This window comes from Enterococcus sp. AZ101 (assembly GCF_050499005.1).
In the GTDB taxonomy this organism is placed as follows: domain Bacteria; phylum Bacillota; class Bacilli; order Lactobacillales; family Enterococcaceae; genus Enterococcus_L; species Enterococcus_L ureilyticus.
Genome location: NZ_JBMHEZ010000001.1, coordinates 580,423 through 602,498, shown reverse-complemented (window position 1 = coordinate 602,498; position 22,076 = coordinate 580,423). Strand labels below are relative to the sequence as shown.

25 protein-coding genes and 1 pseudogene are annotated in these 22,076 nt (G+C 35.9%); 7 read left to right on the top strand and 19 right to left on the bottom strand.

Going from position 1 to position 22,076, the window contains the following annotated elements:
- Nucleotides 1-8 precede the first annotated feature (8 nt).
- From IGJ50_RS02740 to IGJ50_RS02725, 4 genes are all read right to left on the bottom strand, one after another.
- On the bottom strand, nt 9-251 hold the full coding sequence (locus tag IGJ50_RS02740; protein WP_429948801.1) for a hypothetical protein: 243 nt from the start codon (nt 249-251) through the stop codon (nt 9-11).
- A 169-nt stretch (nt 252-420) separates the two neighbouring features.
- On the bottom strand, nt 421-912 hold the full coding sequence (locus IGJ50_RS02735) for a hypothetical protein (RefSeq protein WP_429948799.1): 492 nt from the start codon (nt 910-912) through the stop codon (nt 421-423).
- A gap of 1,006 nt (nt 913-1,918) precedes the next feature.
- Nucleotides 1,919-3,013 (bottom strand): LPXTG cell wall anchor domain-containing protein, encoded by a 1,095-nt coding sequence (locus IGJ50_RS02730; protein ID WP_429948797.1) that lies wholly within the window; start codon nt 3,011-3,013, stop codon nt 1,919-1,921.
- 302 nt (nt 3,014-3,315) lie between these two features.
- Nucleotides 3,316-3,570, bottom strand: coding sequence for a hypothetical protein (locus IGJ50_RS02725; protein WP_069640214.1), 255 nt, complete (start codon nt 3,568-3,570; stop codon nt 3,316-3,318).
- 332 nt (nt 3,571-3,902) lie between these two features.
- Here IGJ50_RS02725 and IGJ50_RS02720 point away from each other — a divergent pair.
- Nucleotides 3,903-4,118: pseudogene (locus IGJ50_RS02720) on the top strand (ISL3 family transposase); the annotation flags it as partial.
- On the opposite strand, the gene IGJ50_RS02715 reads toward IGJ50_RS02720, so the two are convergent.
- Nucleotides 4,096-4,248, bottom strand: a complete 153-nt coding sequence (locus tag IGJ50_RS02715; RefSeq protein WP_429950065.1) for a hypothetical protein — start codon at nt 4,246-4,248, stop codon at nt 4,096-4,098. The pseudogene IGJ50_RS02720 and the gene IGJ50_RS02715 sit on opposite strands and share 23 nt — an antisense overlap.
- Before the next feature lie 63 nt (nt 4,249-4,311).
- Entirely contained in the window at nt 4,312-4,839 is a 528-nt protein-coding gene (locus IGJ50_RS02710; protein WP_069640213.1) for a DNA-3-methyladenine glycosylase I, read from the bottom strand.
- Between the two features lie 155 nt (nt 4,840-4,994).
- Here IGJ50_RS02710 and IGJ50_RS02705 point away from each other — a divergent pair, with 155 nt between their 5' ends.
- Entirely contained in the window at nt 4,995-5,396 is a 402-nt protein-coding gene (locus IGJ50_RS02705) for a hypothetical protein (RefSeq protein WP_069640212.1), read from the top strand.
- Between the two features lie 3 nt (nt 5,397-5,399).
- A complete protein-coding gene (locus IGJ50_RS02700) occupies nt 5,400-5,600 on the top strand; it encodes a helix-turn-helix transcriptional regulator (RefSeq protein WP_069640211.1) in 201 nt (66 codons plus the stop codon).
- A gap of 95 nt (nt 5,601-5,695) precedes the next feature.
- Here the strand turns inward: IGJ50_RS02700 and IGJ50_RS02695 are convergent, their stop codons facing one another.
- The 7 genes from IGJ50_RS02695 to IGJ50_RS02665 form a co-directional block, all read right to left on the bottom strand.
- On the bottom strand, nt 5,696-6,619 hold the full coding sequence (locus IGJ50_RS02695) for a transketolase family protein (protein ID WP_069640210.1): 924 nt from the start codon (nt 6,617-6,619) through the stop codon (nt 5,696-5,698).
- Complete coding sequence (locus IGJ50_RS02690) at nt 6,616-7,449, bottom strand: transketolase (protein WP_429948794.1); 834 nt, start codon at nt 7,447-7,449, stop codon at nt 6,616-6,618. The genes IGJ50_RS02695 and IGJ50_RS02690 overlap by 4 nt, the downstream gene beginning before the upstream one ends.
- The gene (locus IGJ50_RS02685; protein ID WP_069640208.1) at nt 7,449-8,816 is read right to left on the bottom strand and encodes a PTS ascorbate transporter subunit IIC; all 1,368 of its coding nucleotides are present in this window, start codon (nt 8,814-8,816) and stop codon (nt 7,449-7,451) included. The genes IGJ50_RS02690 and IGJ50_RS02685 overlap by 1 nt, the downstream gene beginning before the upstream one ends.
- A gap of 25 nt (nt 8,817-8,841) precedes the next feature.
- The gene (locus IGJ50_RS02680; protein ID WP_429948792.1) at nt 8,842-9,123 is read right to left on the bottom strand and encodes a PTS sugar transporter subunit IIB; all 282 of its coding nucleotides are present in this window, start codon (nt 9,121-9,123) and stop codon (nt 8,842-8,844) included.
- Nucleotides 9,120-11,171: a BglG family transcription antiterminator gene (locus tag IGJ50_RS02675; protein ID WP_429948791.1), complete on the bottom strand. Its 2,052-nt coding sequence runs from the start codon at nt 11,169-11,171 to the stop codon at nt 9,120-9,122. The genes IGJ50_RS02680 and IGJ50_RS02675 overlap by 4 nt, the downstream gene beginning before the upstream one ends.
- 183 nt (nt 11,172-11,354) lie before the next feature.
- Complete coding sequence (locus IGJ50_RS02670) at nt 11,355-11,789, bottom strand: DUF2188 domain-containing protein (protein ID WP_429950016.1); 435 nt, start codon at nt 11,787-11,789, stop codon at nt 11,355-11,357.
- 31 nt (nt 11,790-11,820) lie between these two features.
- On the bottom strand, nt 11,821-12,708 hold the full coding sequence (locus IGJ50_RS02665) for an SDR family oxidoreductase (protein WP_429948789.1): 888 nt from the start codon (nt 12,706-12,708) through the stop codon (nt 11,821-11,823).
- A gap of 288 nt (nt 12,709-12,996) precedes the next feature.
- Between IGJ50_RS02665 and IGJ50_RS02660 the strand changes: the two genes are divergently transcribed.
- The 4 genes from IGJ50_RS02660 to IGJ50_RS02645 all read left to right on the top strand — a co-directional run bounded on the left by IGJ50_RS02660 (nt 12,997) and on the right by IGJ50_RS02645 (nt 16,679).
- Nucleotides 12,997-13,596 carry a LemA family protein gene (locus IGJ50_RS02660; protein WP_207120853.1) on the top strand — a complete coding sequence of 200 codons (600 nt, stop codon included), beginning with the start codon at nt 12,997-12,999 and terminating at the stop codon, nt 13,594-13,596.
- Nucleotides 13,597-13,602: 6 nt separating this feature from the next.
- Nucleotides 13,603-14,427, top strand: coding sequence for a TPM domain-containing protein (locus tag IGJ50_RS02655; RefSeq protein ID WP_069640203.1), 825 nt, complete (start codon nt 13,603-13,605; stop codon nt 14,425-14,427).
- Nucleotides 14,428-14,613: 186 nt separating this feature from the next.
- On the top strand, nt 14,614-15,882 hold the full coding sequence (gene celB, locus IGJ50_RS02650; protein ID WP_429948787.1) for a PTS cellobiose transporter subunit IIC: 1,269 nt from the start codon (nt 14,614-14,616) through the stop codon (nt 15,880-15,882).
- Between the two features lie 74 nt (nt 15,883-15,956).
- Nucleotides 15,957-16,679, top strand: a complete 723-nt coding sequence (locus tag IGJ50_RS02645) for a GntR family transcriptional regulator (protein WP_069640201.1) — start codon at nt 15,957-15,959, stop codon at nt 16,677-16,679.
- A 47-nt stretch (nt 16,680-16,726) separates the two neighbouring features.
- Here IGJ50_RS02645 and IGJ50_RS02640 read toward each other — a convergent pair whose 3' ends face one another.
- From IGJ50_RS02640 to IGJ50_RS02615, 6 genes are all read right to left on the bottom strand, one after another.
- The gene (locus tag IGJ50_RS02640) at nt 16,727-18,127 is read right to left on the bottom strand and encodes a glycoside hydrolase family 1 protein (protein WP_429948786.1); all 1,401 of its coding nucleotides are present in this window, start codon (nt 18,125-18,127) and stop codon (nt 16,727-16,729) included.
- Nucleotides 18,128-18,261: 134 nt separating this feature from the next.
- The gene (locus IGJ50_RS02635) at nt 18,262-19,020 is read right to left on the bottom strand and encodes an ABC transporter permease (RefSeq protein ID WP_429948784.1); all 759 of its coding nucleotides are present in this window, start codon (nt 19,018-19,020) and stop codon (nt 18,262-18,264) included.
- Nucleotides 19,017-19,667 carry an ABC transporter ATP-binding protein gene (locus IGJ50_RS02630; RefSeq protein ID WP_429950015.1) on the bottom strand — a complete coding sequence of 217 codons (651 nt, stop codon included), beginning with the start codon at nt 19,665-19,667 and terminating at the stop codon, nt 19,017-19,019. Before IGJ50_RS02630 ends, IGJ50_RS02635 begins: the two co-directional genes overlap by 4 nt.
- On the bottom strand, nt 19,664-19,846 hold the full coding sequence (locus IGJ50_RS02625; protein ID WP_069640197.1) for a hypothetical protein: 183 nt from the start codon (nt 19,844-19,846) through the stop codon (nt 19,664-19,666). Before IGJ50_RS02625 ends, IGJ50_RS02630 begins: the two co-directional genes overlap by 4 nt.
- A 41-nt stretch (nt 19,847-19,887) precedes the next feature.
- Nucleotides 19,888-20,172, bottom strand: a complete 285-nt coding sequence (locus tag IGJ50_RS02620) for a hypothetical protein (protein WP_429948782.1) — start codon at nt 20,170-20,172, stop codon at nt 19,888-19,890.
- Nucleotides 20,173-20,272: 100 nt separating this feature from the next.
- Nucleotides 20,273-21,151: a PhzF family phenazine biosynthesis protein gene (locus IGJ50_RS02615; RefSeq protein WP_069640196.1), complete on the bottom strand. Its 879-nt coding sequence runs from the start codon at nt 21,149-21,151 to the stop codon at nt 20,273-20,275.
- Between the last annotated feature and the right edge of the window lie 925 nt (nt 21,152-22,076).

The following is a 22,076-nucleotide window of genomic DNA, read 5'->3' as shown; positions in this document are numbered from 1 at the left end:
TCCTTACTTTACTGATCGCTTTTGGTAAATCTAAAACTGCGAGCTCTCATAAAAGTTGTTATGGGAGCTGGTGCAGGAGCAAACCAATAATCTGTATAGTCGGTAACTAGAACATCATCTTCTGTAACGACTATTTTTACTGTATTGTATTTTGTCCAATACCCTTTCTCAAAAAATTCAATCAACACACTATCTCCATCATTCAATGGTTTTCCATTTCTATCTCGATAACCGCTATATTTACTATCCACTTGTTTACTCCTTTAGTGATCGTTTTTGGGAATTCTATCTTCTTTTTTCTGTAAAGCTTTATATCTGTTCATTAGTTTTCCTATTTGTTCCAATTTCTCTAAGTCTTTGTCAACATTCCCTGAAAGAGCCTTTGAGATTTTTTCTCTTTCAACTAGAATTTGTACTTGTTCATTTGTAAGTATAGCCAGTTTTAATAACTTCTAGATTTGATTTCAAAATACTAAATAGGTCCTTCCCTTTATTTCGAAGTTGTTTGCGATTAATATATAAGACAACTTTTTCATTACTAAAATCATGGTTCAGTTTTATGTTACCTTTTGTCCCTGAAATTCCATCGGAAAATCTAAACGGTTTTGATTGTCGAATGATTTTTTTTATTGGAAGGGCATTTTTATAATTAAGTTTAGCATACTTGTTGGATACAGTTATTCCAATTATATATTGGGAAGAAAGACTTCCTGGGATTGAAACATTTTCATCAAAAATAGTTAATATCTCGGACCAAGGCACAAAAATTGTTTTTCTAGAAAAGTTGCTTACCACTCCGTCAGGTAGTATTTGAATTATTGGTTTTCCTTTCATAATTAAATTTATTACAAAATTGCCATAGAAGTTCTTGGTGTATAGCTCAGTTATTTTTCTATTTCTTGCTTCTCCCATAACTACAAAATTCCTTCCATGTTATTCTTAGGAGTATTAGCTATATTGATTGATTTTGTTTTATTTTCCATACAACACTTATCCTCTCTTAGTTGTTGATCCTTTTTGGTATAACTCATCTTTTTTTATCTGGAAATAGGATTTCCGACAATGTAATTACTATCAACAAAATTACTGATAGTTGGATCGTTTTAAGAAAATCTTTTTCTTCTACGAAAAAATACAATCCTACAAAAAACAAGAAAAAAAACACCACATATCTTATTATTTTATTTTTCACAGTATTCTCCATATTACTCTTTTTTAATATTATTTACTTTTTCTTATCACTATACATTGCTAGTGCTACGGAACTAAAAAAATCTCCAATTGTTGCAAATAAACCTTCCATATGATTCACCTATTTTTCTTTTCATAGTTTGAGATTTCATACATGTAGCTATCGATCCTTTTTGAGGAATTTTTTTTTTATTTCAGAAATTCTATACTAATTCATCACAATTAATTCAAATTTGAATTGTATTATTTACTCATACCTAACAAACAACCCTAACAAATAAAACTTTTTCATTTTTAACTCCTTTTCCTACCTTCCCCAAAGGTAGGTCTTTTTTAGTTTATAAAGAGTGAATCATCCTTTTTGAAAAGTAGTACTCCGGAAACACGCAATAGTACACAAAGAATTATTATCACTATTGAAACAGCTCCAACCACTTCACTATACATTTTCTAGATGCTCTTATAAGAGTGAATAGACCCCACATAACTACACCTAAAATTAATAAGCTCAATTAAAAAAATACTATTTCGTTTACCTTCAGATATTTTGGTACATAATGCATGTTGCTATTTTTACCGAAAAAAGGCAATGTGTCAAAATACCATTAAAATTGAACATTTTTTAATTTTCAGAAATCATATTAATCAAAGTAGCCCACATACCAAGAGATATGTGGGCTACTTTAGTTAATCACGATTATGTTTACAACTGTGTTAAATGACGATATTAGTTACTTTTTTTGCGTTTAAGAGTTAATACATAAGCTCCACCTGCTAGTAATGCCATAGAACCAATTACTGTTAGCAATGGTGAGTTCGTTTCTCCTGTTTGTGGCAATCCAGCAATTGCAGAAGCTGAACTAATTGGTGTTGTTTTACCTGTTGGTTTGGTATATGCTCCAGGTGAACTAGTCGTATTTGTAATTCCCGTTGAACTAGAGCTACTAGTTGTAGTTGAAGAAGTAGTATCTGTAATGCCTCTATTATTAATCGTTAGTGTAATAGTTTCTTCTGCTAAATAACGTTTTTGACTAGCACGTGTGGTGGACTCTACATAATATCTAATTTGGTGAACACCCGGTTCAGCTAAAGTATTTCCCACTTTATATACTTGAATTGGGTCACCAATAACTTCAAAACCAATTTTTAAACCATCCACATTTTCAAATGTCGCCCAGTTCAAAATATCTTCTTCTGTTAATTTATCACCGACATACATTGTTTTATCTGAAACATTGATAGTTGGTTTAAGTTCTTCAGAAGTGCTAGAGCTTGTAGAATCTGTACTTGATGATTCAGATCCAGAAGTGCTAGAACTTATAGATTCTGTACTTGATGATTCAGATTCAGAAGTGCTAGAACTTGTAGATTCTGTACTTGATGATTCAGATTCAGAAGTGCTGGCGCTTGTAGATTCTGTACTTGATGATTCAGATTCAGAAGTGCTAGAGTTTGTAGATTCTGTACTTGATGGTTCACTTACGTCTAAGGGAGAAGATTTTACAAGTTCTAATGCACTATTGATGGCATCAATATGTCCTGGTAGAGTAGTCTCTGAAATATATCCATTAGTGATGTCACTTTCAGCAAATCCTATATACATACTTAACGTATCTACAGGTCCTTTTTCATACTTGGTATAGTCTACATAAGGTTTAGCTCCATCAATAACAGCTTGTAATTGTGCGACTAAATCATTAGTTGATGTCGAATCTGATGTGGATGCTCCTTCTGCAAATACTTTAGACGGTAACGTAACAGTTGTAGCTAGCGCTGAGCTACATAATAAGGTAACCCCTAATAAACTTAATTTCTTTTTCATAAAATAACTCCTTTTTTTCATTAATATAATTAATTTTACCACTTAATATTATATATTCAATAGTTTTAGAAGAAATTAATTAGAAAAAAATGAGATTTATGCAAAACTAGCAATCAATATAAATTTCAACTTATATTAGTTATGAACTTAATAAAAGTAGGTAAGACACTTATACCAAGTAAGTATATTTAGCTATATCAAAAAAACAAAAGTTCTTGGAACTACTAAAAAGACACTATGATCTTATTCATAGTGTCTACATTCTGAGAGTTACTGCAATGATTTGCAAGCAACTCTTTTAATCATTCGAAAGAATCAAAGTACTTTTCAACTTTTTCCAATTCTTTATCATCATATTTTTCATATTTCTTTGCTTCATGAAGAATCTTTTTGATTTCGTGAATTGCTTTCTTCTCTGCAAACCATTTTTTCATTTCATGTTTTTTATCCACATCTTCATCTAATGTGTCAATTTTTTCAAGATCAGTATCAAGCTTCTCTACAGCTTCCGCAATCTTTTCAAGAACTTTATCTTCTTTTTTTTCGTAATCTGTCATGCTAAATTACCTACCTTTCTTTTATTAATATAATAGTATCACACTTCTACATTTTTGGTTAACAATGTATACCAATAATTTTGCATCAAAAACGAATATTTTTGGGAATCACACATTTCTTTGCATCAGCTCTATTATTGTTCAAATTATGATTGTAAGTTTTGATAGCGTAATTAGCAGAAACAAAAAGGATAATCAGCTAAGGTTGGCTCTATACTGTCTGATGGTGGTAAGAACTCACCGACATCTTTTTTAATAAAAAATAATAGAAAAGGCACCCTGATATCCTTTAGAATTAAGTCGACGAAAACCAATCAAAAGGGGAAATCAAGATGTCCTATACAAATCTTATCAAAAATACCTTAGATATTCTAGACTTAAACATTACTTTCAATGAAAATTCTTTAAAAAAAGAACGCATCAAAGGACGAATCTACCACGTATTTTCTGGTACCTTGGATTATTTCGCTCACTCCTGTCCTCATTGTGGTACTAATGAAAACGGATCGATTATTCTTTGGAGTTTTATAACCTGTCCGATTTTTTTACTACTTGTTCTTTAAACGCTGTTAGATTCCCACCTTTGATCCGGTTCAATAGATTAGTGAATTGTAAAAAAGACACCTCTTGTTCATCCTCTTCATCGACTACTCCATCTGCTTCTAGTTGTAAATACACGATTTTACTAGTCTTAGTTTGGATCTTAGAAACGACCCAAATCAAGGCACTAATTTGTTATTCTTACTCCTGATTCAATACTTCGTCTTGCATCATCCCACTCGCTTTCATAAACATATACGTCACAACAGGACCTACAAAAGTAAAGCCATGCTTTTTCATATCTTTGGCTACATTTTTAGATAGTGGCGTGACATTTGGTACTTCATATGCTTCTTCATACACATTCAACTGCGGAACACCGCCAACAAAATCCCACATATACTCAGCAAAACTACCATATTCTTTTTGTACAGCTAAAATCGCTTGCGCATTTTGGATCGTAGCATTGATTTTTCTTGGATTGCGGATCATTTCGGGATCTTGCATGATTTTCTCCACATCATCCGGCATCATCCCTGCAACTTTTTGGATGTCCATATCATGGAAGTTTCTTAAAAAAACCTCTAATTTCCCAGCTGCTGCTTTCCAACTTAAACCAGCTTGAAAGGTTCCTACCGTTAACAAGATAAAAAGGAATCGATCATCATGTGTGGGGTTGCCCCACTGGTTATGGTACCAGTCGAATTTTGACGGTTGGCTCTTTTTCATATCTTTCTCCTACACATAACTTTTTGCTTATCATACCATAAAAATGAAAGGTGATAGTTTAACTATAACTAAAAATATTCTATTGACTATTAAGACGAGTGGTGATATATTTATAACCAAGTTACAAATATATCACCAGGAAGGATGTACTACTTATGAAAACTAAAATGAATCTAACTGGAAAAATCTATACAATTGAACTTTTGAGCGGAATGATTTTTTACAGCATAGGAATTCTATTTATTACGCCACCAACAACTCCAGAAATCACAAAATATCTAGCAATAGGTTTAATGATTCTTGTCTTGTTAATAATAATGGTCGTAACTATTCTTACTAATACGGAAAAACTGGATGAACGTGCATTAAATAATTTTTATAAATCTAGTAACATAACTTTTTTCTTCATTTTAATAGTTTTACTTATAGGAGGAGTAATCACACAGTTTATCCCAATAGACATTAAACTTTCAACTTCTATAATTTCATTTATACTCGCTGTAGTTCTAATACTTCATGGTTCAACCTTTAGATCCTTAGAAATATCAGGTAAATAACTCATGGGCAAAATAGAAACTACTTTAAAACAATACAGAGAAGAAAAAGGTCTCACTCAAAAAGAACTTGCGGAAAAGGTTGGTGTTCGACGGGAAACTATCCTTCATTTAGAAAACAACAGATATAATCCATCCTTAGAGCTAGCTCTGGAAATAGCAAGTGTATTTGGTGTAACTGTTGAAGCACTATTCAAATTAAAATAGCGAATCTCTAAATCCACTAGTAATACTAAAAAGCCATGTAAAATTTGCACGACTTTTTAGTATTACTTCTTAATTTTCTTCATTCCTTCAAAAAACTAATCCAACAAATTCATCATTGCTTTTGAAATATCGATAGCTTTCAATCTATAAATTTCTTTTAAAAACGCTATCTTACCCACTTGACCAAACTGTTCCTTTATCCCGATTCGTTTCATTTTTACCGGATGATTTTCAGCAACGATCTCAGCTACCGCACTCCCTAATCCACCGATCACATTGTGATTCTCTGCCGTTACGATCGGTCCTAGTTTGGCTGCTTCGATCACGATATCTTCATTCATTGGTTTGATTCTAAATAAGTCAATCACTTGAACTGAAATTCCTTGTTTCTCTAAATCGTCGGCTGCTTGAAGGGCTTCTTCTACCATAATGCCACTAGCAAAAATCGTCCCTTGTGTTCCCTCTTTCAACTTGTAGTAACCTTTAGAAAAATCTTCCTTTCCATTATAAAGTGGTTTTGCTTGTTTACGAATCGTTCGAATGTAAAACAATCCTTCAGCCGTATGTGCATATTCTAACATCGCTTTAAACTGATACGGATCTGATACTTCATAAATATGATTGTTTGGAATGACCCGCATCAATGCAAGATCTTCAAATGGCATATGGGTTCCACCATTCATCTCAGCCGTTACACCAGGATCTGTTCCCACGATGACAGCATGATTTTGAGCATAACCGAGTGACAGGAAAACTTGATCAAAGGAACGTCTCGTTGCAAATGGCGCAAACGTATGGATAAATGGAATAAACCCCGTTACAGCCAAACCAGCGGCTGCCCCCATTTCTTCTGCCTCCATGATCCCCACATTAATGTATCGTTTACCTAGTTGCTCTTTCAATTTACTGGTTCCCATTGAACTCGCTAAATCTGCCTCTAAAGCGACAACTCTCTGATCTTTTTCTGCTAATGCTAGAATTGTTTTTGTATAGACTTGCCTCATCTCTAAGTCTTTCATCCCTGATTCACCTCGATTTTTTTAGCCAACTTGGCGATGGCTTCTTTAATTGCTTTTTGACCAGCTTCATCTGGTCGAACATGATGATTGTCTACTAATGTTTCAAAATAAGGAATACCTTGCCCTTTTACTGTCTCTAAAACGATCGCTGTTGGTTTTCCCTTTAGCTGTTTCGCTTGAACGATTGCTGCTTCAATCGCATCAACATCGCTACCATCTACACGCCAACTGCTAAAACCAAAGGCCCGCATTTTTTCGACAAAATCAAACGGATCACAAATATCAGTTGTATAACCGTCTAATTGTTTCTTATTATCATCGATCAATACAATCAAATGATCCAACTTCTGATGTGCCGCAAATTGAAAGGCTTCCCAGCATTGTCCTTCATTTAATTCTCCGTCACCCACAATCGCAAAAGTATAATTCTCTTTGCTCAACAATTGATTGCCTTTCGCAATTCCTGTCGCAGCTGATATTCCTTGCCCAAGAGATCCTGTCGTCATATCGACACCTGGCGTTTTGATTCGATCTGGATGAGAGGGTAAATTAGTGCCATTTTGATTTAGACTAAAAAGGAACGCTTCATCAAAATAGCCTTTTAAAAACAATGTAGCATACAGCGCAGGTCCCGCATGTCCTTTTGATAAGACCAAATAATCACGGTCTGGATCATCTTTTCTTTCTGGTGAAACATTCAAGACCTTTTCATATAAAACAGCCAACGTTTCAACGATAGACAAGCTACCACCAAAATGACCAAAACCTAAATTATCCAGCTCCCGCATTGTATAATAACGAATTTGATCCGCAAACTTTTGTGTATCCATTATGCTACCTCCTTCGTTTCACTTCTCTTTTTCTTGCCGAAAACCGTTAACCCGATCAACAACGCCAAGACCGCCAACACTCCAGCAATGACTGCGATTTGACCGCCCATATCAGCTAATTTTCCAAGGAAGATCCCTGTCACACCATAATCTGTATCAGAAAAAGTAGAGCCTTGGAAACCTAAATCACCCATAACAGGCATTAATAAAATCGGCATAAAACTAATGATCACCCCATGAATAAACGAACCCACAACCGCTCCTCGAACACCACCTGTAGCATTTCCGAAAACGCCAGCCGTCGCACCACAGAAGAAATGTGGTACCACACCTGGAATAATTACAGTCGTACCAGTTGCGATCATAATAAACAAGCTCACGATCCCACCAACAAAACTAGTTAAAAAACCAATCAAAACAGCATTTGGTGCATAAGGAAAAACGATTGGGCAATCCAATGCTGGAATCGAATTTGGCACTAATTTTTCAGAAATCCCTTTAAACGCGGGTACGATTTCAGCTAAAATCAATCGAACCCCTGCCAAGATCACAAACACGCCAGCAGCAAACATCCCTGCTTGCTGCAAGGCATAAATAATGTAATTCGTTCCATTACTAAGATTTTCAGCAATAAACTCATTTCCTGCAAATAAGGCTACGATCGTATACACAATCCCCATCGTCAGCGTGATACTAACCGTTGAATCACGCAAGAATGACAAGCCTTTTGGAAAATTGATATCTTCGGTTGATTTTTCTTTATTTCCTACATATTTTCCGATGAATCCACTAAGCGCATAGCCAAAATTTCCTGTATGGCCCAAAGCCACTGAATCATTTTTAGTGATCTGTTTGGTAAACGGCTGAGCAATCGCAGGGAAAATCGTATTCGCTAACCCTAATGCCAACCCACCAACTAAAACTAACGGTACCGCGCTCAATTTTGTCACACTCATAATGACGGCAATCATACAGGCCATATAAAGAGTGGCATGACCTGTTAAATAGATATATTTAAATTTGGTTATGCGCGCAATCAATATATTGAACGCCATTCCTGCTAACATAATAAGTGCTGTATACGTGCCATACTTGGTCAACGCCAACGCAACGATCGCTTCATTATTTGGCACTACACCTTGCATGTTAAACGCATGCTGGAACATTTCTCCAAAGGGCGCTAATGAGCCCTCGATCACACCTGCTCCAGCTGTTACCACTAAAAACCCAACAAAGGTTTTGATTCCGCCACGAACAACATCTGAAATCGGCTTTTTCTGTAACCCTAAGCCAAGAACAGCGATCAATGCTACTAAAATTGCTGGCGTACTTGCAATATCGATCAATATATTTAAGATACTATTCATATTTTTCTCCTACCTTCTTTAGACTTTAGAGCAATCCTTCTTTAACACAGACAGCTTTCACTTTTTCTCTCAACTCATCCATATCGATGATGCTATCTAACACAACCACATTCCCTAAATGCTGCGCACTATCTGCTAAATCCCCACCAACAAAAAAGACATCTGCCAAATCAGATGTGGCGCTCCCCATATCATAATGCGCTACCTCAACCCCTGTTACCTCTAATTCATTCAATACACTATTGATATTCATTTCCACCATAAAACTAGATCCTAATCCAGATCCACAAACGGCTGCCATTTTCATAATGATTCTCCTTCCTTTAATAACTGAATAATTGTTGCCTGGTCTTTTGCAGTTAATAATTTTTCCAAATTTTCTTTATTAGATAAAATTTTAGTCAAACTTGCCAACGCTTTTAAATGCATCTCATTATCTACAGCTGCTAAACAGATAAAAATCGTAATATCGTGCTTTGGATCATCTAAGAGCAATACTGGCTCCTCTACTTTTAGAAGGGACATCCCTAATTGTTTAACCCCATCCTCGGGTCTTGCATGAGGTAAGGCGATTCCTTTACCGATATGAATAAAGGCACCGTAATCTTTGACCTTTTGGATCATTGCTTCAATATAGTCTTCTGTGATTTTGCCTTTATTTTTCAAAGGTTGGGCTGCATAAGCGATCGCTTCTTCCCACGTTAATTTTTTATCCGTCAACTGAATCATCTCTGTCGTTAGCAACTCTGATAGCATTGGCTTCTCATCTTCTTTCACTTTTAATTTCTTAATCATTTTTCGATTTAAGATCCGGTACATTTTTTCTTTAGTAACGCCTCTTTTTAATTCGATATACGGTAATAACGTTTCAATAATTTCGTCTATGGATGGAACAACGATTCCCGGAATCAATAGGTCTTCTTGCACAGAACGAATCAAATTATTCTTTTCCAATTGTGACATGATGGGATTGACCAGATAATTTTTCTTGGAGGTGTCTAACGGAACACTGGAAAAAATCACGTCATAATCAGATCCAGAAATACTTTCAAGTTGATCAACGGTTGTGGTTAAACTAAAATCAATCGTTGGGAAAAGTTCCTTCAATTCTGACTGCATGATCAAAGACGAACTGATGCCGCTTGGACACAGTACCAACGCCTTATAGCGGATCACTCGATTTAATTCTCGCTGATTGCCGATTTCACCACCGAATAAAATCGTAAAATAGCCAACTTCTTCATCGGGAATTTTTTTACCGATCAACACTTCCAAAGGATGTAAGGCTGTTTTTGTCAAGGTGAACAATTCCCCATATTGTTCTTTGATTTCCTCGGTCAGCACATTTGCCAGTGCAAAATGGTACTTGATTCTAAAAAAAGCTGGTACCAAATGATAAAAAAGATCAAGTAATAATTTTCGATAAGCTTTAAACTCAACTGCTGCCAATCGCTCCATCTCATGAATGATCTGACTCGCACATTCCAATAAAAATTCCAGTGCTGTATCGCGAATTTCTCCTTGTGTGATTGTCATAAGAATCAGCGCGAAATAGCCTTGTTCATTTTCAATAGTGACCATTTCTGGAAATTGAGCTAAAAATCGCTGACTTGCAGAAAAAGCATTTAGCTCTTTCAATATCGCTTCTGCATGACCATCCAATCGAAATGAATGTCTTTTAGTACGTCTTAAAACATAAGCCATAAAGTAAATCGTTTCTTCGATTCGGCTTGGCACAATGACCAGTTCACTCGCTTTGATGGTTTCAAATAGATAAGAACGAACATCTGCTTCAAAAATTTTGGAATATTTCATCAAACCCTTTTTTAGGCCCCATTTCCCTGGAATCGATGCTACTAATTTAGAGATCATTTGATGTGCCTGAATCCGAATCTGTGCTTCGCGACCGAGTAAATAAAAACCAGTTTTGCGTGAATATTCCAACGTGATTTGTTGCTTAGCTAAACAGAAGCGCAACTTTTTGATATCTGCCAAAATCGTATTTTTACTCACTCGAAAAAATTCTTGATAATGATAAACAGACAGGTCCTCTTCAGCAATAAACGTCAAAAGATAAAGCAATGCTTGTCTTTCGTGTTCTGAATAGAAGATTTCTGTTTCCTGTACCCCAAAATGAAGTTCCAACCACTTATCCGATACTTGTTTAGTAAAATAAATTTTATCTTCTTCCCAACAAATTTGTGCGTAGGAAAATCGCTGCAGCTGCTCATTGAGTTTCCCTAATTGATCGATTACTGCTTCTGTATACAATCCTGTGATCTCACTGATTTCTTGAATGGTGTAACCCACTCTTTGTACCCTATTGATAAGATAACTCATTCGATAATCAATCATCTTGTTCCTCCTGTACTCACTATATAATGTAAACGCTACAAATCAAAGAAATGTTGGGTCTAATCTGTATTTGACTTTTCAAAATAATTGGACTCAATTAAAAAATAACAAAATAGCTATGAAAGTCAATGAACTACTGACTTCATAACTATTTTGTTATTTTTTAACTATTTCTATGCATGTTCAAATGGTAGGCTTCTCTATTTTTTTGTATGCTACAACTTTTGAATGTTTATTTTCAGCGATTTCTTTTGCTCTTTTTAAAGCATTCTCTTTTGTATCGAACGAGGCAGTTGCTTTCTTCGCATTTTTAGTCTGAACATACCACTGATTTTCCCTGTAATAAACTAAAACATCGTTGTCTAACAAGTCCGCATTCATTTTTTTATCGCTATGTTGATCTGTCTTTTTTGGATTAGCTTCTTTTTTTAGAGCAGCTTTTTCTGTAGCCGTTGCCTCATCTAACCACTTCTTAGCTTGGGAAATAGCAATTGGGATCGCTCTGTCTTCTGGGTAGCCTTCACTGACTAGCGCATTAGCGATTTCAATGGTTTTCTTTTTTAGTAACGGTGCAAAATTTTTGAACGAACTGGGATAATCCTTTAAATCCCATGGCATCATTCTTCATCTCCTTAAATCATAAGATTAGTTAAGCAAAGAAGCTGCCTCCTGTAATTGAATAGACTTGTCCGGTAACATAACTTGCCTCATTAGATGCTAAAAATACATAGACAGCAGCTAATTCAGCTGGTTGACCTGCTCTACCGATCAATTCTTGCTGACCAAATTCAGGTATTTTTTCAGCAGGCTGTCCACCACAAATTTGTAAGGCCGTCCAGATTGGCCCTGGGGCAACTGTGTTCACACGGATTCCTGAAGCAGCTAATTGCGCAGCCAGGCCTTTACTAAATGAAGTGATTGCGCCTTTTGTTGCGGCGTAATCTAATAAGTTTGAACTTGGCTCAGCACTTTGAATTGAAGTCGTTGTGATGATACTACCGCCTTTTGGCAAATAATCTAACGCTTCTTGAACGGCCCAATACATCGAGATGATATTGGTCGTATAGGTATCCATAATTTGTTGTGTTGATAAATCTTTGATTTTTGATACTGATTGCTGCATGCCAGCATTTAATACTAAAATATCTAAACCACCAAGTTTTTCAGCAGCCTCATGAATGAGTTTTCGCGTAAATGTTTCCTCTTTTAAATCACCTGGTACTAATACGGCTTTACGCCCTTGAGCTTCAATCAGTGTTTTGACTTCCTTAGCATCCGCTTCTTCAAAAGGTAAATAGTTGATTGCCACATCTGCTCCCTCTCTAGCATATGCAATCGCTGCAGCTCGCCCGATTCCGGAATCGCCACCTGTGATTAGTGCTTTACGTCCAGTCAATTTTCCCGATCCTTGATAAGAAGACTCACCACAATCAGGTATAGGGTTCATCTTTTGTTGTAATGCGGGTGCTTCTTGCGCTTGTTTTTCAAATTTCCCGTCATAGAATCTTGTCAACGGATTTTCAATCTTGTCTGTCATCTTGATTCCTCCTCTAAATTTGTTCTCAACATAAAAGTAACAAGTAGCTTACTCTTTTACACTAATACAAATAATGAACAATGCCAAATCATATGTTTTGCTATAAATATACTTTTTAACAGTGGTTCCTTGGCTTATATGAAAAAAAATATTATAATTAGAAGGTACAAGCGAATCTATTTATAAAAAATAGGTCTTAAGATGGATGTTTGAACATTTCAAAAGTATTACAATATCATTACCATCTAGTTTCATAAACTAGTTAAACTTTATGAGGAGGAAATAACTATGAAAAATGGTAAAACAAAATTTGGATTGATTGCATTGATCGTCATCGTTTTAATCGGCATCTTTGGCATCAGTCAATACAATGGATTAGCAAAGAAAGAACAATCGGTTGAATCCCAATGGAGCCAAGTAGAAAATGTGATGCAGCGTAGAGCTGATTTAGTGCCTAACTTGGTCAATAGTGTAAAAGGTAGTATGCAACAAGAGCAACAAGTTTTTGGAGATATTGCAAAAGCTCGTGAAGCATACGGTTCTGCCAATAATGACTCTGACAAAATCAAAGCTAGTCAAGAACTAGACCAATCAGTAGGTACTTTGATCAATGTCATCAATGAAAATTATCCTGAACTAAAATCAAATGATAATGTTCAAACCTTAATGACTCAATTAGAAGGAACGGAAAATCGTATTTCAGTTGAGCGTAAACGGTACAATGACGTTGTGAAAGAATATAATGAACAAGTTGTTTCATTCCCTAAAAATATTTTTGCTAATATGATGGGCTTAGGTAAGAAAGATTACTTCAAAGCTGACCCAACTGCTAGCTCAGTTCCTTCTGTAAATTTTGATAATTCAACCACTTCAAGTAGCGGGAAGTGATGACGAATGAAAAATTTTAGACGAGGGTTATTACCTAGTGTACTATTCTTCCTTGTCGCCTTTTTCATCAGTTTCCAAACACCAGTATTCGCGGAACAATTACCCGCTTCACCTGATCGTTTCTATTTAGATCAGCCGGGAATTCTTGATGAGACGACAAAAAAGTTAGTTGATAATAAAGGCGAACTTTATAAACAAAAATCAGAAGCGCCTCAAGTTGTTTTAGCTGTGATCAACTCAACGGATGGGGACAGCATCGACAGCTACGCCCCCGATTTGTTGAAAAAATGGAAAATTGGTAATCCTAAGGAAGATAACGGTGTTTTGATTCTCTATGCTGTCAACGGTGGGGATCGAAATGTTCGAATCGAAGTCGGCTATGGCTTAGAGGATGTCATCACAGACAGCATTGCTGGAAATATTTTACAACAAGCCAAAGACGATTTGAAGTCAAGTAATGATGCTTCGATCAATAAAGGGCTGCAATATACATTCAACGCAGTGACTACCTTGATTGACAAACATTATGAATATCCAGCAGATAAAAATGCCTTGTCCGATAGCGAATTGGAAGAAGTGGCATCAGAAGATGATACTGATTTCATGGATATTTTCGCGATTTTCATTATCCTGATTCCAATTTTATTCTTTGCCTTTGGTAAAGGAGGTCGTGGTGGCCGCGGTGGCGGTGGTCCTTGGTATTGGGGCGGCGGTGGTTACGGCGGCAGCGGTTTTGGCGGCGGCTCTTCTAGTGGCGGTGGCGGATTCGGCGGTGGCGGCGGATTCTCTGGCGGTGGCGGTTCTTCTGGAGGCGGCGGCGCAAGTATTTAAAATAAGTATCATTATTTTAATCTCTCAATTCATAAACAGAGTAAAACATTAGTTGTTTTACTCTGTTTTTTTAGGTTTCAAAGCAAAAAAAGATATTCTTAAAAAATAAAAGTATAGACATTTATATAATAAGGTGGTATATTTATTTTTGTAATCGATTACAAAAAAATCAAAGGACTGATTATTATGAATGGTTTTATGGACTCTCTTGGAGAAAAAATTATGCCCCTAGCAAATAAGCTTGGGCAAAACAGATATCTTTCTGTGCTTCGAGATGCTTTTATGCTGTCATTTCCATTAACAATGTTTGGCTCGATCATCGTGGTCATCAATAATTTACCTTTTTTCAGTGATGCCACAAAAGGAACCCTCTCTTCACTCTTTGGCAATGGACAAAACGCAACAATGAGTATTATGGCTGTCTTTGTCACGTTTGGTATTGGCTATTATTTATCTAAATCTTATGATGTTGAAGGAATTTTTGGCGGAGCTGTTTCATTCGCAAGTTTTCTGTTATTGACTCCTTTTATGATGACACTTGAAGACGGGACAGAAGTTTCTGGTGTCTTGTCTTTAGATCGTTTAGGTGCGAAAGGAATGTTTATCGGAATGATCGCCGCTTTTCTTGCTGGCGAATTTTATTGTCGCATCACTAAAAAAGGCTGGCAAATCAAAATGCCTGACGGTGTTCCACCAGCGGTCGCTAAATCTTTTGCTGCATTGATTCCTGCCATTTTGACCTTATCTGTCTTCCTTTTCTTAAATGCTATCGTCACCGGTCTCTTTAATACAAATCTTCATGACGTTATTTATGAAATTATTCAAAAACCATTAGTTGGTTTAGGTAGTAGTTTACCTGCTACGCTCATTGCTTTATTCTTTGTTCAATTTTTGTGGTTCTTCGGGCTGCATGGACAAATTATTGTCAATTCTGTAATGGACCCCATTTGGAATACCTTAATGTTGGAAAATTTAGATGCTTATAAAGCTGGGGACAAATTGCCTCACATCATCACAAAACCATTTATGGAGACATTCACAGTGGGGCTTGGAGGTTCGGGGATGACACTCGCTGTTATTTTGATTATGGCTTTTATCATGAAGAAAAAACAATACCGCGACATAGGTCGTTTAAGCTTAGCTCCAGGAATTTTCAACGTAAATGAACCAGTCATCTTCGGTTTACCGATTGTTTTAAATGCAACCATTTTAATTCCATGGGTCTTAGCGCCTCTTATTGTAACTGTTCTGAATTATCTAGTCATGGCAGCCGGCATCATTCCAGCGCCAACCGGCGTGTCTGTTCCATGGACAGTACCGATCTTCTTCAGTGGGATGTTAGCAACCAATTCGATTTTAGGCGGGATTTTACAGCTTGTTGATCTGGTTCTTGTTGCTCTCATTTGGTATCCATTCCTACGTTTATTGGACAAAGAAAAAGAAAGTGCGATTTAATTGCACTTTCTTTTTTCTTTAATTGTCTATACATTCGCAATCAGGTACAATACAAGGGAGGAGGTCTTACTTTTATGAAACCAAAATACGAAGAAATCGCAGATACTTTGCGTGATCGAATAAAAAATAACATCTACCAAACAGATACACTTTTACCTAACCAAACAGACTTAGTGAAAGAATTCAACGTTAGCCGAATGACTATCAAAAAAGCCATCGGTATTTTAGTGATGGAAGGTCTGCTCTACTCGCAACGCGGTGCTGGAACAAAGGTGCTTAATCGCTCTTTTTGGGATAAAGACACATCTCCAGTCAATGAATATGATGGTCTTAGTAAACAAATGCATGACCGCCATAAAGAATTGAAGAGTCAGGTTATTTTATTTGAAGTAGAATTTCCTTCTCAACAAGTCCAAGATCGTCTAGCCATTTCAGCAGAACAGCCGGTTTATAAAATCATTCGTCTCAGAATTCTCGAAAACGAACCTTTTATTTTAGAACATACTTATATGCCTTGTGATTTGATCCCTGGTTTAACGACAGATATTTTAAAAAAGTCTATTTACACTTATATCAAAGACCAACTATCGCTTGATTTTGCTGGTGCCTATCGAAACATCCAAGCGGATAAGTCTGATCAATATGATCAAACATACTTAAACTGTAAAATAGATGATCCTGTTCTTGAGGTGCAACAAGTCGTATACTCAAAAGACGGACGACCGATTGAATTTTCCTGTAGTAGAAATCGATACGATCAACGTAGCTACTCTGTTTTAAACGTTGACTATAATTAAAAAAGGATAAAGCATAACGAAACCGCCGTTTTGCTTTATCCTTTTAATTATTTGTTATCTAGCGTATTCGTTTGCGCAATTGTTTTAAACCAATGACCTGATTTCTTGATTGTTTTAATTTGCGTGTGGATATTGGTAGAAATCAATCCATAACGATTTTTATAGGCATTTGCCCAAGACCAACAATCGATTGGTGTCCATAAATGATAGCCAAAGCAATTAGAGCCTTCTTCAATTCCTTGGTGAACCCATTCTAAATGTTCTCGAATAAAGTCAATTCGATAATCATCCTCAACTACACCAGCTTCGTTCATAAAGCGTTCTTCATTTGATATACCCATGCCATTTTCAGAAACAAACCAGGCAATATTTTTATAGTTATCACGAATGTTGATCGCAATATCATATAGTGCTTTAGGGTAAATTTCCCAACCACGATCAATGTTCATGCGACGACCAGGCATATTAAACTCATCAAAATAGCGATTTGGCAGCCATGCACCTACACTGTTTGGTGCTACGTCGGGTGCTTTTACACGATTCGGATGATAGAAATTGACCCCTAAAACATCGATCGTATTTTCTTTGATCACCGCTAATTCTTCTGGCGTACTTTCCCAAAGAACCCCATCTTTTCTAAATAGTTCGACTAATTCCTTTGGAAACTCTCCGTGTACTGCTGTATCTAAAAACATTCGATTATTAAATAACTCAGCAATGTTCGCTGCGGCTAAATCTTCTGGTGAATCAGAGGCTGGGTAAGTTGGTGTTAAATTCAAGATGATTCCGATTCTTGCGCCATCATTTTGCAACCCCATTTTTCTAAAAGCTTGAATCGCTTTAGCAGAAGCTAAATTCAAGTTATACGCTACTTGTACCGCTTTTTTTCCATCCACGATTTTTGGATAATGGAATTGATGTAAATATTCTCCTTCAACGACAACGATTGGCTCATTATGGGTAAACCAATCTTTGACACGATCTCCGAATAATTCGAAACATTTTTCCGCAAACTTCACATATAAATCTACCACATGTTTTGATTCCCACCCGCCATACTTATCATATAGAGCTACTGGTAAATCAAAATGATGTAGATTCATTATAGGACGAATACCTGCTGAAATAAACTCATCGATAACGGCATTATAAAAACGGACAGCATCTTCATTGACTGCTCCAGTTTCAAAGTCATCTACCAAACGTGTCCATTGAATCGAAGTCCGCACGCTGTTTAAACCAACTTCTTTCATTAATGCGATATCTTCTTTAAAGCTATTGTAAAAATTAGAAGTCACATCTGGTCCAACTTGGTCATAAAAATCAGTTGGTTCGATTTCATACCAGTAATCAAACACATTCGCATGTTTTTTATTGAATCTACCTTCACTTTGTGGCCCGGATGTCGCTGCACCCCACCAAAAATTATCTGGAAATACCTTTTGCATTTCAGTCCCTACTCTCATTATATAATGGTCATCTATTTTAATTATAAAGCTACAACCATAAAATGTCTATACTTTTCAAAATAAAGTATACAAAAAAAGGCAAAACTGAATTGATTTGCCTTTAAACAATTAAACTAAATTATTAACTGCTTTTGTGTATTGTAATAACTTTTGTAAGCTAAATACGTTGCAATAACCGAACCAATGCTCGTTGCAGACAGCAACATGAACGTAACCATAATTTGATATTTGATGGCATGAACTGGATCAACACCGGCAAAGATCAAGCCTGACATCATCCCAGGCAAGCTGACGATTCCAACCGTCTTAGCAGAATCAATCGTTGGGGCCATACCCGTTCGAATACTCGCACGCACGATGTCGCGTGAAGCTAGTTTGATATCTGCACCTAAAGCTAATTTTTCAAGAACGGCCTGACGTTGATCATGAAATAAACTATCCATATTACGATAGCATAAGCCGATAGCGATCATCGCGTTACTTGCGATCATACCACTGATAGGAATAATTTGAGAGGGTGTAAATTGAATCGCTCCTGAAAGAACTAAAACACCAATTGTTACCCCTGTACTGCAAGCGATCGCCAACAAAGAAATCAAAAAACCGTTTTTCAAATGATTACTCCGCTTACTAGCATTGAGTGCCGCATTGATGATAATGACGCCAGCCATTACAATCGTTAATAGTTTGCTATTGACTTGAAAGACATATTTAAGTAAATAACCGACTAAGATCAATTGAATGATCGCTCGAAAAACGCTAATGATAATATCCTTAGTAAACCCTAATTTTTCTTTATAACTGATCAATAAAGCGACAAACACCAACATCGCTGCAAATAATAAGGAAAGATCGTTCACTGCTAAATTCATTGCCCTTCCTCCAATCTACCTGCTACGATTTTCTTCACAACAGTCGATTGCGTTATTTCTTCTGTATCATGAGTCACACGAATCAACGTAATATTCTGTTCTTGATTCAATCGCAATAACCACTGATTGACAATTCGCTTACTTTTTTCATCTAAGCCTGCCGTTACTTCATCTAGAAGTAAAACTTCGGGTAGAAATATCACATTACGGATCAATGCCACTCGTTGTTTTTCACCACCAGATAATTCAGTGATTTTCTTATCCAAATATGACTTTGGTAATTCAACTTGTTCCAAAAGAGTCAACACATGGCTTTCCTGAAATACTTGTTTGCGAACCTCATAAGGAAATACAAAATTATCCCTTACCGTTTCGCCAAATAAAGTTGGTTGCTGAAAACAGTAGGATACCTGCATACGATAGCTTTCAGGTTGCAGGTTGATGATATCCTGTTCATGAAAAAGCACCTGACCATTTGTCGGTGTTATCAACAATGCTAGTATTTTGAGTAAGCTACTTTTCCCACTGCCCGAAGGTCCAGTAATGGTTGTTCTGCTCCCTTTTTCAAATGATAATGTAATATCCTCTAGTATATTTTGCTTCTCAAGTTGAAAGGATACCTGATCAACTGCAATAATTTTATTCAGTCTTTCTCACTCCATTTCTTTTCGCCTTCCTTATTCTTCCTCTTCTTACTATCAAAAATCCCTGCAGCTCCGATTGCTACACCTATTGCAATTCCTAACGTTAAATTATCAAAAATCAAACCAAATGTGACGCCCAAACAAAGCCCTATTGAGATAGAACTACCATTATCCTTACTCATTCTTTCCCCTCCCGTTTCATCGTAATACTTTATAGTAACAATTAATAATTATTGAGCGTAAAAATAAGCAGTAAAGGAGAGAGAACACTAAGAAAAAGCAATAGGATTAGAAAGTAAGCAAATTTTTTCGAATAATATTTTGCCAAGCCGATCGTTATTATCATATATAAAATGGCTACTATTGCATAGATAGCTGTTCCTTTTCCTGCAAAGTCATTGTCACTGACTTTAGTTAATATACGTAAAATACCAAATGAGATTAGCAAAGCTACTATTCCCCAAAATAGACCAAAGATTCTCTTACTATTCAAAGCTGTTACCTCCATGTTTCAATTCCCCTTTTAGAAACTGCTTGATTGAAAAATTTCTGCTATTTATACTATCTACTATTCATTTTAAACCTTTTATACATTCTTCTGTTTCAGATCAGAACTGATCCACTTCTGATAAATTTTGACTAATAACAGCTTTTCCCCCAACCAAAACTTGTTTAATTTTTTTATTGTCGGCACTAATTTCAACGATGATCTGCCCAGTCTGGTCTGAACTTAGTCGTCCTTGCTTAAAGATGTAAGATGCGTCACCTATTCTTTGAGTTGTTTGAAATAGGTAGCAAGCTAGGGCCCCGTTAGACGTTCCTGTCGCATATTCTTCTTCAATACCAACAAAAGGGGCAAAGTTGCGACAATGAATTGTGGTCTTTGCTGGAACAAAAACATGATAGCCAATAATAGCTAATTTTTTTGAGATTGCTTCTATTTCCCTTGTATTGGGCTTAATGGCTTGCAAAATAGTTGTATCTTTGACTGGAATCATTAAATCCTTTAATCCTGTTGATACGACTTTTAATGGCATCTCTTCTGAAAAATCAGTAACATCTATTCCCAAAGAACGAGCAACGGCAGCATAATCTAGTTTTTCTGTATAAAAAACCGGCAAAGCTTGTTCCATAAAAACGGTACCATCTTCCAATAGTAAAATCGTTAATTTCCCAGCTTGCGTGTGGATCGAATATTCTCCCGTAGTCAATTTTTCTAATTTCTTCAACAGACAAAATGCTGCAATGGTTGCGTGTCCACATAAGGGCACTTCAGTTCGTGGTGTAAAATAGCGTACCTTAAACTCATTCGAAGCTATAGGTTGAACAAACGCCGTTTCAGCATAGCCCAATTTGTTTGCGAGCAGTTGCATTTGCTCTGTTGACAGATGTTCTTCTTGTTTTAGTAATCTGACACCAGCTAAATTACCGCCCTGATCCTGATAAGTGAAGCTACTGACCTCAAATAGTGATTCTTTGTTTTCCACTCTAGGCTTCCTCCAGTCAAAACTTTTTCCAATCAATTTTCGATTGATTATTTCCCTATTTATACTAGTTCATACTCTCTATTTTGGCATATTGGCGTAACACTATCAATACTTTTAAGTATTGGCTAAATACCAAAAACAAGAAGTAAAACCGCACTACGACGACATTAGCCCACGAAAAAACCCTGGAGAATCCGACTTCTCTAGGGATTTAGTGTTATACTTGATCTTCATTTACACCTTAAGTATATCATATTTTTTAAATTTGTAATGCTTGCGTTTTTTATTGATCCTTTTTAGGAATACTATTTGAAAACCAATTAATTTAAGATTAGAATAACTGTCTTACTCAATATCTAAAAAATTGAAAGTTCCTTTTGAATTTCAGCATTAACTTCGTCGATATTAAGATTTTCAATAATTCTTTTTAGATCAGAAGCCCCCTCCTTAAATAAAAAAGTCAAAAAAAAAAACAGTTTTTTTTGTTAGATACATAGAATTTCCCCACCTTCAGTTATTGATAAAAACAGGTATTTATATGAGTAATATTAGAAAAAATCAAAGAAATATAGGCAATAAGATAGGAATAATTCTGCAAGATGTTGAGTTAATTGATTCAAAAGAGCCAGAGTATCGTCACAAACTTCAGCGTACGTTATCGATAATAGAGCATAACTATACGGAATATGAAAAAAGATGATCCTGAATTTTTTTCATATGTATTTTATATAATTTATGATCTTACCGAAGTTCTAAATGAGTTTTTTTAATGATACGAAATAGCCCGATACTTCAAAATTCAAATGTAAAAAAATATGTTTATAGCATTCTCAAAAACGAATGTTTTTGGTACAAATAAAACATCTATAAATTCCATGTATTTTTATCTATTTTCAATCATGTCTTGTTTGTTGTAAAATATAAA